At 67.4% G+C, this 10,958-nt stretch carries 12 protein-coding genes and 1 pseudogene; 12 read left to right on the top strand and 1 reads right to left on the bottom strand.

Translation table 11 applies throughout. The features are described 5' to 3' along the window. Nucleotides 1-134, top strand: a 134-nt coding sequence (locus tag AC1DZ6_RS09775; protein ID WP_477096993.1) for a hypothetical protein, incomplete at its 5' end; no start/stop codon positions are given. Nucleotides 135-479: 345 nt separating this feature from the next. After that, nucleotides 480-830 (top strand): GFA family protein, encoded by a 351-nt coding sequence (locus AC1DZ6_RS09770; RefSeq protein ID WP_477096992.1) that lies wholly within the window; start codon nucleotides 480-482, stop codon nucleotides 828-830. 361 nt (nucleotides 831-1,191) lie between these two features. On the opposite strand, the gene AC1DZ6_RS09765 is transcribed toward AC1DZ6_RS09770, so the two are convergent. Continuing rightward, the gene (locus AC1DZ6_RS09765; RefSeq protein ID WP_477096991.1) at nucleotides 1,192-1,842 is read right to left on the bottom strand and encodes a haloacid dehalogenase-like hydrolase; all 651 of its coding nucleotides are present in this window, start codon (nucleotides 1,840-1,842) and stop codon (nucleotides 1,192-1,194) included. Nucleotides 1,843-2,025: 183 nt separating this feature from the next. Between AC1DZ6_RS09765 and AC1DZ6_RS09760 the strand changes: the two are divergent. The 10 genes and pseudogenes from AC1DZ6_RS09760 to AC1DZ6_RS09715 form a co-directional block, all read left to right on the top strand. Then, a pseudogene (locus AC1DZ6_RS09760) lies at nucleotides 2,026-2,546 on the top strand (GNAT family N-acetyltransferase). Between the two features lie 205 nt (nucleotides 2,547-2,751). Beyond that, a complete protein-coding gene (gene rpsB / locus AC1DZ6_RS09755) occupies nucleotides 2,752-3,696 on the top strand; it encodes a 30S ribosomal protein S2 (protein ID WP_477096990.1) in 945 nt (314 codons plus the stop codon). Between the two features lie 157 nt (nucleotides 3,697-3,853). Next, nucleotides 3,854-4,792 carry a translation elongation factor Ts gene (gene tsf / locus AC1DZ6_RS09750; protein WP_477096989.1) on the top strand — a complete coding sequence of 313 codons (939 nt, stop codon included), beginning with the start codon at nucleotides 3,854-3,856 and terminating at the stop codon, nucleotides 4,790-4,792. Nucleotides 4,793-4,993: 201 nt separating this feature from the next. Further along, on the top strand, nucleotides 4,994-5,731 hold the full coding sequence (gene pyrH / locus AC1DZ6_RS09745; RefSeq protein WP_477096988.1) for a UMP kinase: 738 nt from the start codon (nucleotides 4,994-4,996) through the stop codon (nucleotides 5,729-5,731). Nucleotides 5,732-5,756: 25 nt separating this feature from the next. Beyond that, a complete protein-coding gene (gene frr, locus AC1DZ6_RS09740; RefSeq protein WP_477096987.1) occupies nucleotides 5,757-6,323 on the top strand; it encodes a ribosome recycling factor in 567 nt (188 codons plus the stop codon). A 44-nt stretch (nucleotides 6,324-6,367) separates the two neighbouring features. Then, nucleotides 6,368-7,147, top strand: coding sequence for a polyprenyl diphosphate synthase (uppS, locus tag AC1DZ6_RS09735; protein ID WP_477096986.1), 780 nt, complete (start codon nucleotides 6,368-6,370; stop codon nucleotides 7,145-7,147). Next, nucleotides 7,125-7,973 (top strand): phosphatidate cytidylyltransferase, encoded by an 849-nt coding sequence (locus tag AC1DZ6_RS09730; RefSeq protein ID WP_477096985.1) that lies wholly within the window; start codon nucleotides 7,125-7,127, stop codon nucleotides 7,971-7,973. Before uppS ends, AC1DZ6_RS09730 begins: the two co-directional genes overlap by 23 nt. Further along, on the top strand, nucleotides 7,961-9,154 hold the full coding sequence (locus tag AC1DZ6_RS09725) for a 1-deoxy-D-xylulose-5-phosphate reductoisomerase (protein ID WP_477096984.1): 1,194 nt from the start codon (nucleotides 7,961-7,963) through the stop codon (nucleotides 9,152-9,154). Before AC1DZ6_RS09730 ends, AC1DZ6_RS09725 begins: the two co-directional genes overlap by 13 nt. 29 nt (nucleotides 9,155-9,183) lie before the next feature. Beyond that, nucleotides 9,184-10,380 (top strand): M50 family metallopeptidase, encoded by a 1,197-nt coding sequence (locus tag AC1DZ6_RS09720; protein ID WP_477096983.1) that lies wholly within the window; start codon nucleotides 9,184-9,186, stop codon nucleotides 10,378-10,380. Between the two features lie 29 nt (nucleotides 10,381-10,409). Then, nucleotides 10,410-10,958 (top strand): POTRA domain-containing protein (locus AC1DZ6_RS09715; RefSeq protein ID WP_477096982.1); only part of this gene is annotated, 549 nt, incomplete at its 3' end.

The following is a 10,958-nucleotide window of genomic DNA, read 5'->3' as shown; positions in this document are numbered from 1 at the left end:
AGGTCAGCCTGATCGCCGCCCTGGGCGGCGGCCGCGAGATCGAGATGAAGCTGCCGGGCCGCTACACCCTCGACGCCGCCCTGCGCGGCGCCCTGAAGACCGCGCCCGGCGTGGCGCTGCTGGAAGACGTCTAGGACGAGAGTGCGCAATCAGCCTGGTCTGGACCGCGCCGAGGAGGGCGCGGTCTCGAAGGACGGCGGACAGTGACGTGGCGCTAGGCGCCTGCCGTTCGTCAGGCCGGCGCCGTAGGCGGATCGCGTTGGTAGACGCCAGCAGCGTGTCGGGTGCGAGCGTCTGGTAAAGGCGGAGGCCCGGGCGGCTGACGGACACCGGACAGGAACCCGTGGCGCGGGCCGAGGCGTTCGAAATCGACCGGCTGGTGTCGGGTCAGGCGTGCTGGCGCGTCTCAAGGAGGCGGCCGGCCGGCCGAGCGTTGATGTCATGCGCCGGGCTCGGCGCGATCATTCAAGGAGGCGATCATGGCCAGACACGAAGGCGGCTGCCAATGCGGCGCGGTGCGATACGCCGTGGAGGTCGAGCTGGGGAACCTGATYACCTGCAACTGCTCACGATGCGGCAAGCTGGGATCGGTGCTGGCCTTCGCGCCGGCGTCGGCGTTCGAACTGAAGCAGGGCCAGGACGCGCTGAGCGAGTACCGCTTCAACACCCACAAGATCTCGCACCTGTTCTGCCAGACCTGCGGCATCGAATCGTTCGGCCGCGGCGTCGGACCGGATGGGGCCGAGATGGCGGCGATCAATGTCCGCTGCCTGGACGACGTGGACGTCTTCGCGCTCGAGCCGCACAAGTTCGACGGCAAGTCGCGGTAGGGCGTGTCGCCGTTCAGATGCGCTTGCCAAGTTTCACCGGCATTCCCGCCCTTCTGGCGGGAACCCTTCTGCCGGCCGCGAAACCCCGCCGGGTGACACGACCCTTCAAGGTCTTGGCTTGGACGCTTCTTTCGGACCGGTGTTAACGAGACGAGCGAATGCTCTTCTCGATTGGGAGCGAGATCCCGCGATTTGGGCGGAAGACCGCTAACCACCCTTTTCGACGTTCAGCATGTCCGCGATCGGCGGCGGCGTTGCCGGTCGCGGAGCATCTCCGTCATTTCGGGGCCGGAATGGATGCTCGCACGTTGGTCGAGCAACCCTGCGGACTGAATCTTGATCAGCCTCAGGCGGCCGCGCCCTACCAGGCCGAGGCGCGGCCGTTGGGCAGGCCGGCGCGGCTGAGACGGCGCTTGGCGGCCTTGCCGCAGCCGACGATCATCGGCGCATCGGCCCCGCGCAGCAGCGGCAGATCGTCGAGGCTGTCGGTATAGGCGTAGGCCCAGCGCTTGCCGTGGCCCGCCTCGGCCAGGGCCTGGCACTTGCGCTGGTTGCGGCAGTGGACGTCGGCCACCCAGCCGCCGGCCCGACGCTTCAGCGAGGTGCCCAGCACGACGATCGGCCGGCCCAGCGGGGTGATCAGGGCCTGGGCCAGGAGGGTGGGCGCGGCCGTGACCACCACCACCTCGTCGCCATGCGCCAGATGCTCGTCCAGCGTCTCCATGCCCGGCCCACGCCAGCGCAAGGGCAGGGCGCCGGCCTGGAAGCGGTCGGCGAAGTCGGCGCAGGAGGCGCGCAACTCCCGTTCGCTCAGTCCCGCCGTGGCGATCCACAGCAGGATCGAGGCTCCGGCCCGGCGGGTGCGAGGCGCGATCACCATCGGAATGGCGACCGGCGCGGCCAGCATGGCGGCCAGCCAGCGCAGGGGCGAGCGGCGAACCCGCCGCCACAGCCACAGGGCGGTGGAATCCCCGTCCAGCAAGGTTCCGTCGAGATCGAAAACCGCGAGCATGAGTCACCTCTACCCGTTACGGCCTGCCGGAAGGGTCGAATCCCTGGCATTGGACCTGAGCCGATCAGACACGCTCTCTGTGTCAGAAACGCGTGACGATTGAGGTTCGCCTGTGGACAGATCAGGTTCTTTTGCGGGCCCGCGCCTTGCGCGCCGCGTGTTTGGGGCCAAGGACGCCGACCGATGGACCGTTTGACGACGCCCCGCCTGGTCGCGGAGCGACTGCACGAACGCCATCTGGCCGACCTGGTCGCCTTGCATCTCGACCCCGAGGTGTCCCGCTATCTTGGCGGAACGCGCTCGGCCGAGGCGACCAAGGCCTATCTGGAGGCCAATCTCGCCTATTGGGATCGTCACGGCTTCGGGCTCTGGATTTGGCGCACGCTCGACGGCGCCTTCGTGGGCCGCGCCGGCATCCGCCCGCTGGCGGTCGAGGCGCGCCCGAGATCGAGATCGCCTACGCCCTGGCGCGCGACGCCTGGGGGCGGGGATACGCCGGCGAGATCACGCGCGCCCTGGTCGAGCATGGCCTGGAGCGCCTGGCGACGCCGTCCCTCGTCGGGGTGGTCGTGGTCGAGCATGTCGCCTCGCGCCGCGTGCTTGAGAAGGCGGGCTTCACGCTGGAGCGGACGGTCGTCCACGCCGGCGAACCTTGCGTCCTCTACCGGCTGACCCAGGCGGCGTGGGCCGCGACGACGGCATAGGTTTGCCGGATCGACGGCCTGGACGGCAAGGTTCAGGCGTCTAAGGGCTTGCTTTTTGGTCCGTTCGCGCCTATTTGCGCGGCCATTCCACACGTGGACGTGCGGCGACGCCGGGGAGACATCCCGACGTTACCGTTCCGGTCCCGGTCCGAATCGTCGGAGCGGGGGTGTCCACGGAGGTTCAACCGGAAGAAGGAGACCTATCATGGCGCTTCCCGAATTCTCCATGCGTCAGCTCTTGGAAGCTGGCGCCCACTTCGGCCACCAGACCCACCGCTGGAACCCGAAGATGGACCGCTACATCTTTGGTTCGCGTTCGAACATCCACATCATTGACCTGTCGCAGTCGATCCCGCTCCTGCACCAAGCCCTGGTGAAGGTGCGTGAAGTGGCCGCCGCCGGCGGCCGCGTGCTGTTCGTCGGCACCAAGCGTCAAGCCAGCGACCCGGTCGCCACGGCCGCCAAGCGCTGCGCCCAGTACTACGTCAACCACCGCTGGCTCGGCGGCACCCTGACCAACTGGCGCACCGTTTCGGGCTCGATCGCACGTCTGCGCGAACTCGAAGGCATCATGGGCGGCGAGAGCACCGGCCGTTCCAAGAAGGAACTGCTGCAGCTGACCCGCGAGCGCGACAAGCTGGAGCTGTCGCTGGGCGGCATCAAGGACATGGGCGGCATCCCCGACATCATGTTCGTGATCGACACCAACAAGGAAGCGATCGCGATCCTTGAAGCCCGCAAGCTGAACATCCCGGTCGTCGCCATCCTCGACACCAACTGCGATCCGGACGGCATCACCTACCCGATCCCGGGTAACGACGACGCCGCCCGCGCTCTGCAGCTGTACTGCGACCTGATCGCCGACGCCGTCCTGGACGGCCTGGCCGCCGGCCAAGCCAACTCGGGCGTCGACCTGGGCGCCTCGATCGCGCCGATGGAACCGACCCTGGCTCGCGAACTGACCCCGGAACCGGTGGCTGAAGCCGCCGCTCCGGAAGTCGCCGCCGCCGAAGTCGCTGAGCAGGAAGCGGCCTTCGAAGCCGCCGCTGCTCCTGAAGCGGCCCCGGCCGTCGAAGCCGCTCCGGAAGCCGCTCAAGAAGCGACCGCCGAAGCGATCGAAGCCGTCGCCGAAGAGCCGGCCGCGAGCTGATTTTCCGATCATCGGGTCGGGATTTCGGTCCCGACCCGATCTTCGTGAACCTGACATGCGACCGGGCTATCAAGCCCGGTCGTAATTTTGTTTCACGCGTTTCCCCGAGGCGACCCGGTCGCGGTGGGAAACGCTCCGATATTCAATGGAGGAACTCATGGCTGAAGTGACCGCTGCGCTGGTGAAAGAGCTGCGCGAAAAGTCCGGCGTCGGCATGATGGACTGCAAGAAGGCCCTCGTCGAAAACAATGGCGACGTCGACGCGTCCATCGATTGGCTGCGCGCGAAGGGTCTGTCCAAGGCCGCCAAGAAGGCCGACCGCGTCGCCGCTGAAGGCCTCGTGGGCCTGGCCGTGCGCAACGAAGGCGCCGGCATGACCGCCGCCGCCGTCGAAGTGAACGCTGAGACCGACTTCCTGGGCCGCAACGACCTGTTCCAGAACGCCGTCCGCAAGATCGCGGCCGTCGGCCTGGACAACGACGGCATCGACGCCATCAACGCGGCCAAAACCGCCGACGGCGACGTCGTGTCGGACACCCTGACCAACCTGATCGCCACCATCGGCGAGAACATGGTCCTGCGTCGCGCGGCCAAGTTCACCGTCGCCCAAGGCGCGGTGTCGTCCTACATCCACAACGCGACCGCTCCGGACCTGGGCCGCATCGGCGTGCTCGTGGCCATCGAAGGCGCGGGCGACCAGGCCAAGATCCTGGAGCTGGGCCGCAAGATCGCCATGCACGTGGCCGCGACCGCCCCGCTGTCGCTGTCGGCGGACGACCTGGACCAGGCCGCCATCGAGAAAGAGCGCCAGATCTTCACCGAGCAGGCGCTCGAGTCGGGCAAGCCCCCGGCCGTCGTCGAGAAGATGGTCGAAGGCCGCATCCGCAAGTTCCTGGAAGAAGTCGTGCTGCTGAAGCAGGCCTTCGTCATGAACCCGGACCAGACCGTCGAGCAGCTGGTCGCCGAGACCGGCAAGGAACTGGGCTCGCCGCTCACCGTGAAGGGCTTCGTTCGCCTGGCTCTGGGTGAAGGCGTCGAGAAGGCTCCGGAAGGCGATTTCGCCGCCGAAGTCGCCGCCATGGCCGGCCAAGCCTAAGTCTTCTCCGCCGCCTTTTCGGGCGGCGGAACGGACCGCCTATCGAGGGCGCGGCGCGCGATCTAAGCGCGCGCCGCGCCTTTTTTTGCGCCCGGGTCGTCCATCTGCACGCGATCTGGCCGGTTTCAGCCCGGAAAACCGATCCCACTTTTTCGGAACGCGCTCTATGTTGCGTTCCGACGACTCAGGAAGAGCCTCCGTATGTCCGAACCTCAGCACAGACCCTATCGCCGCGTGCTTCTGAAGGTTTCGGGCGAAGTGCTGATGGGCGACACGCCCTACGGCATTGACACCAAGACCGTTGAATCGGTGGCCGAGGACATCCGCGAGATCGTCCAGTCCGGCGTCGAGCTGTGCCTGGTGATCGGCGGCGGCAACATCTTCCGCGGCATGGCCGGCGCGGCCAAGGGCATGGAGCGCTCCAGCGCCGACTATATGGGCATGCTGGCCACGGTCATGAACGCCCTGGCCATGCAGGACGCCCTGGAGCGCATCGGCGTCTCCACCCGCGTGCAGTCGGCCATCCCGATGGCCACGGTCTGCGAGCCCTACATCCGCCGTCGCGCCCAGCGGCATCTGGAAAAGGGCAGGGTGGTGATCTTCGCCGCYGGCACCGGCAACCCGTTCTTCACCACCGACACCGCCGCCGCCCTGCGCGCCGCCGAGATGCAGTGCGACGCCCTGTTCAAGGGCACTAGCGTCGACGGCATCTACAGCGCCGATCCCAAGAAGGACCCGGCGGCCAAGCGTTACGACACGCTCAGCTACATGGACGTGCTGGCCCAGGACCTGCGGGTCATGGACGCCTCGGCCGTGGCGCTGATGCGCGACAACAACATTCCGATCGTGGTCTTCTCCATCAAGGGGCGCGGCAATCTGCTGAACGTCTTGAAGGGGCAGGGAACACGCACCGTCGTTTCCGGCGATCACGCCGCTTAATTTCCCAGCGAAGAGAGCCCAAGCCATGGCCACCGCCGAAAAACCCGTCCTGTCCCGCTACAAGGACCGCATGGACAAAGCCGTGCTGTCCCTGAAGGAAGACTTCGCCGGTCTGCGCACCGGACGAGCCTCCTCGGGGCTGCTCGACCAGATCATCGTCAACGCCTACGGCTCGATGGTGCAACTGAACACCGTCGCCTCGATCAGCGTGCCCGAGCCGCGCCAGATCAACGTGAACATCTGGGACAAGGGCGTCGTCGCGGCCGTCGAAAAGGCGATTCGCAACTCCGACCTCGGCCTCAATCCGGTGGTCGAGGGCAACAACCTGCGCATCCCGATCCCGCCGCTGACCGAAGAGCGCCGCAAGGATCTGTCGAAGATCGCCGGCAAGTACGCCGAGGCCCAGAAGGTCGCGGTCCGCAACATCCGTCGCGACGCCAACGACGACCTGAAGAAGGCGGAGAAGGCCAGCGTCATCAGCGAAGATGAGCTGAAGAAGATGGAGACCGAGGTCCAAAAGTTGACCGATGCGGCCATCAAGCAGGTCGACGAGGCCTTGAAAACCAAAGAACAAGAGATCATGCAGGTTTAGCATCGACCTGCGTTGTGGGGGGCGATGAGGGAAGGCTGAAGCGCATGGCGCCGACGACCGGCCTGCAGAATGTGTCGACGCGCGCCGGGGGCGCGAAGTCGGGCCAATCTCTGCATGTGGCCATCATCATGGACGGCAACGGCCGTTGGGCGAAGCGGCGTAACCTGCCGCGCGTCCTGGGCCATCGCGCCGGCGTCAACGCCCTGAAGCGGACCGTCGAAGGCGCCGCCGACCTGGGCGTGGGCGTGATGACGGTGTTCGGCTTTTCCACGGAAAACTGGAGCCGGCCGCCGCAGGAGGTGTCGGAGCTGATGGGCCTTCTGAAGGCCTATCTGGAATCCGACCTCGAGCGCCTGGCCCGCGAGGGCGTCAAGGTGCGGATCATCGGCCGCCGCACGGGCCTGGCGCCCGACGTGCTGGACGTCATCGAGCGGGCCGAGCGCCGAACCAGCCACAACAGCGCCTTCCTGCTGCAGGTGGCCTTCAACTATGGCGGCCGCGCCGACATCGCCGACGCCGCGCGCGCCTTCGCTTTGGCGGTCGAGCGTGGCGAGGCCCGGGCCGCCGACCTGGACGAGGCGATGTTCGAGCAGCACCTGTCCACCGCCGGCGCGCCGGCTCCGGACCTGATCGTGCGCACCAGCGGCGAGCAGCGGATCTCGAATTTCCTGCTTTGGGAATGCGCCTACGCCGAACTCGTGTATCAGGACGTTCTGTGGCCGGACTACGGGCCCGAACACCTGGCCGCCGCGTTGACGGAATATCGCAGCCGCGACCGTCGCTATGGAGGTATCGCCGTCGATGACGTCGCCGTCGCCGGCTAAACGTTTCAACTGGAGCAACCTGCGGATCCGTGTCGCTTCGGCCACGGTGCTGGTGCCTACGGTGGTGGCCGCGGTGTGGTTCGGGAACGTCTGGTTCCTGGGCCTGATCCTGGTCGGCGTCGCGCTCCTGGCGCGCGAGTGGGCGGAGATGAGCGCCCGGCGCGCCGCCCTGGGCGTGGCGGTGGCCATCGGCGCGGCCGTGGCGATCTCGGTGATCGTCGCCTATCTCGGCCACTACTACACCACCTGGCCCGTGGTGATCATCGGCGCCCTGGCCGCGGCCCTGATGGCCCGCGGCGCGGTCGAGCGCCGGGCCGACGCCGCCTATGGCGTGATCTACATCGCTCCGGCCGTCATCGCGATGATCTGGCTGCGCCGCATGGACGCCGGCCTGAGCTGGACCCTGCTGCTGTTCACGGTCACCTGGTTCGCCGACATCTTCGCCTTCGTCGTGGGCAGCCTCCTGAAGGGCCCAAAGCTGTGGCCGCGCTATTCGCCCAACAAGACCTGGTCGGGCTTCTTCGGCGGCCTGGTCGCGGCCTCCCTGGGCGCGATCGGCATCGTGGCTCTGTCCCAGGCGCTGCCCGCCTTGCCGGACCTGACCCTGACCTGGCCCGTGGCCGCCGCGATCGGCCTGCTGGGCGGCCTGGCGACCATGGCCGGCGACCTCTGGGAATCGATGCTCAAGCGCCGCTTCGGCGTGAAGGACTCCGGCGACCTGATCCCCGGCCACGGCGGCATGCTCGACCGGGTCGACGGCCTGATGTTCGCGGCGATCGTGGTCGCCGGCGCCCGGCTGCTCGACCAGTGGGGATGGCTGCCTTGACCACCCTCCGCAAGGTCGTGGTTCTCGGCTCGACAGGCTCCATCGGCGTTTCGACCCTGGATCTGTTCGAGCAGGCGAATCTGTCGGTCGAGATCCTGGCCCTGACGGCCGGCCGCAATGTCGAGAAGCTGGCGCAGCAGGCGCTGCGCTGGAAGCCCCAGGTCGCGGTCATCGAGGACGCGACCCGTCTGCCGGAACTGCGCGAGCGGCTGGCCGGGTCCGGCGTTCGGGTCGCCGCCGGCGCGGCCGCCGTCTCCGAAGCCGCCGCCATGGGCGCGGACTGGGTGATGTCGGCCATCGTCGGCGCGGCGGGCCTGGCCCCGACCCTGGCCGCCGCCCGCACCGGCGCCGTTATCGCCCTGGCCAACAAGGAAAGCCTGGTCTGCGCCGGGCCGGCCCTGCTGGCCATCGCCCGCGAGGCGGGCGGTTCGGTGATTCCCGTCGATTCCGAGCACTCGGCGATCTTCCAGGTGCTGCAGCGCGATTGTATCGACCAGGTGTCGCGCCTGATCCTGACCGCCTCGGGCGGCCCCTTCCGCACCTGGGACAAGGCCGCCATGGCGCAGGCCACGCCGGAGCAGGCGGTCGCTCATCCCAACTGGTCGATGGGCGCCAAGATTTCGGTCGATTCCGCGACGATGATGAACAAGGGCCTCGAGATGATCGAGGCGTCCTACCTGTTCGACACCTCGCATGAGCGCATCGACGTCGTGATCCACCCGCAGTCCGTGATCCACAGCCTGGTCGAATACACCGACGGCTCGACCCTGGCCCAGCTGGGGCCGCCGGACATGCGCAGCCCGATCTCGTGCGCCTTCGCCTGGCCGCAGCGGCTTTCGTGGCCGGCCAAGCCCTTGAATCTGGCCGCCTATGGCCAACTGACCTTCGAAGAACCGGACCTGGACCGCTTCCCGTCGATCGCCATCGCGCGCGAGGCGCTGCGCCTTGGCGGCGGCGCGCCGGCCGCCATGAACGCCGCCAACGAGGTGGCCGTTGCGGCCTTCCTTGACCGCCAGATCGGCTTTCTGGATATTGCCGGCGCGGTGGCGGGGACACTTGAGCGCATGAACGGCCTGGGCGAACTCGCCGACAGCGCCGGCGACGCCCTCGACAGCGCGATGATGACTGACGCTTCGGCTCGCCGTATTGCGGCCGAGGTTGTCGGCCAGAAGCGTATCTAGAGAGTGACCGGGGAGTTGGGCGCCACCATATGATCGGTATTTTGACGCAACTGTTCGCGTTCGTGTTCGTACTGTCCGTCGTCGTGACAGTGCACGAACTCGGCCATTTCTGGGCCGCGCGAGCCTGTGGCGTCGCCATCGACTGCTTCTCGATCGGCTTTGGCCCCAAGATCGTGTCGTGGCGCGACAAGACCGGCGTCGAATGGCGGATCGCCTGGATCCCCCTGGGCGGGTACGTGCGGTTCGCCGGCGACGACAACGCCGCCAGCGTGCCCGACGGCAGCGATCTGGCGATCCTCAAGCAGGAGATCGCCGCGCGCGAAGGCGAGGCGGCCGTTTCTCGCTACTATCATTTCAAGCCCGTCTGGCAGCGCGCGATCATCGCCGTGGCCGGGCCCGTCGCCAATTTCCTGCTGGCGATCGCCGTGCTCGCGGTCTTCATGGCCACGATCGGCGAGATCCGAAATCCAGCCCGCGTCTACGCCGTCAGCCCCGCCAGCGCCGCCGAGGCGGCCGGCTTCAAGCCCGGCGACGTCATTCTCAAGGCCGACGGTCGCAAGATCGAGACGTTCCAGGACCTGAACGGCTATGTCGCCCTGCGCGCCAAGCTGCCGATCGATTTCACGGTGCAGCGCGGCGCGGCGACGGTCCACCTGACGGGCGCCCCTCGCGAGGTCGAGGTTCAGGACCAGATCAACGGCCGCATGAAGATCGGCCGGCTGGGCATCGAGGGCCGCAGCACCCCGACCCGCTATCGCTCGCCCGTCTGGCGCGCCATTCCCGACGCGACCGTCGAGGTCGGCGACCAGATCGGCACGATCGGCTTCTATCTGGGGCGTCTGGTCACCGGCCAGATCTCGCCCGACCAGATCAGCGGCGTGATCGGCATCGGTCACACGGTCGGCGCGGTGGCCAAGGCCAGCACCGCCGACGCGCCCAATGTGCAGACGATGGTTCTGCGCTTCTTCGTCAGCATGATGCTATTGGTGGCGACCTTGTCGGTCAGCATCGGCTTCATGAACCTGCTGCCCATCCCGGTTCTCGATGGCGGCCACCTTGTGATGTACGCCTACGAAGCGATCGCCAAGCGGCCGTTGCAGGCCAAGTTCCAGGCGGCCGGCTTCAGAGCGGGGCTTGCCTTGATCCTCGGTTTCATGCTGTTCGCGGCCTGGAACGACCTTCACCGCTACGACGTGTTCAAATTCATTGGCGGCCTGTTCTCGTGACCTGTTCTCGTGAGCCGCGCCGTCCGTCCATGATTGGTCCCATGAACAAAATTCGCGCCCACAGCGCCGCGTTCGCCACCGGCGTTGCGCTCCTCCTCGGTTCCACGGCGCTGACCGCGCCGCAGGTCGCCTTCGCCCAGGCCCAGACCACGGGCGTGGTGCAGCGCATCGTGGTGCAGGGCAACGAGCGGATCGAGCAGGGGACCGTGCTGTCCTACCTGCCGATCCAGCCGGGCGAGACGGTCGATCCCCAGCGCCTCGACCTGGCGCTGAAGACCCTGGCCCGCACCGAACTGTTCGCCGACGTGAAGATCGAGCTGCAGGGCGGCGACCTGATCATCAAGGTCGTCGAGAACCCGATTATCAACCAGGTGGTCTTCGAGGGGAACTCGGCGCTCAAGGAAGACAAGCTGAAGGACGAGGTGCAGATCCGTCCGCGCGGCATCTTCACCCGCGCCAAGGTTCAGGCCGACGTTCAGCGCATCATCGAGCTGTATCGCCGGTCGGGCCGCATCTCGGCCACGGTGACGCCCAAGGTGGTCGAACTGCCGCAAAAGCGCGTCGACCTGGTGTTCGAG

This window comes from Caulobacter sp. P1_B12_2 (assembly GCF_056406675.1).
Note: the sequence above shows the minus strand (reverse complement) of the source record. Positions and strands in the feature narration are given on the sequence as shown.

Bases quoted from the DNA above. Each gene is read 5' to 3' on its own strand.
- AC1DZ6_RS09730 (WP_477096985.1), top strand. From the start codon at position 7,125: ATGACGTCGCCGTCGCCGGCTAAACGTTTCAACTGGAGCAACCTGCGG.
- AC1DZ6_RS09725 (WP_477096984.1), top strand. From the start codon at position 7,961: ATGGCTGCCTTGACCACCCTCCGCAAGGTCGTGGTTCTCGGCTCGACA.
- frr (WP_477096987.1), top strand. From the start codon at position 5,757: ATGGCCACCGCCGAAAAACCCGTCCTGTCCCGCTACAAGGACCGCATG.
- uppS (WP_477096986.1), top strand. From the start codon at position 6,368: ATGGCGCCGACGACCGGCCTGCAGAATGTGTCGACGCGCGCCGGGGGC.
- AC1DZ6_RS09765 (WP_477096991.1), bottom strand. From the start codon at position 1,842: ATGCTCGCGGTTTTCGATCTCGACGGAACCTTGCTGGACGGGGATTCC.
- AC1DZ6_RS09720 (WP_477096983.1), top strand. From the start codon at position 9,184: ATGATCGGTATTTTGACGCAACTGTTCGCGTTCGTGTTCGTACTGTCC.
- tsf (WP_477096989.1), top strand. From the start codon at position 3,854: ATGGCTGAAGTGACCGCTGCGCTGGTGAAAGAGCTGCGCGAAAAGTCC.
- rpsB (WP_477096990.1), top strand. From the start codon at position 2,752: ATGGCGCTTCCCGAATTCTCCATGCGTCAGCTCTTGGAAGCTGGCGCC.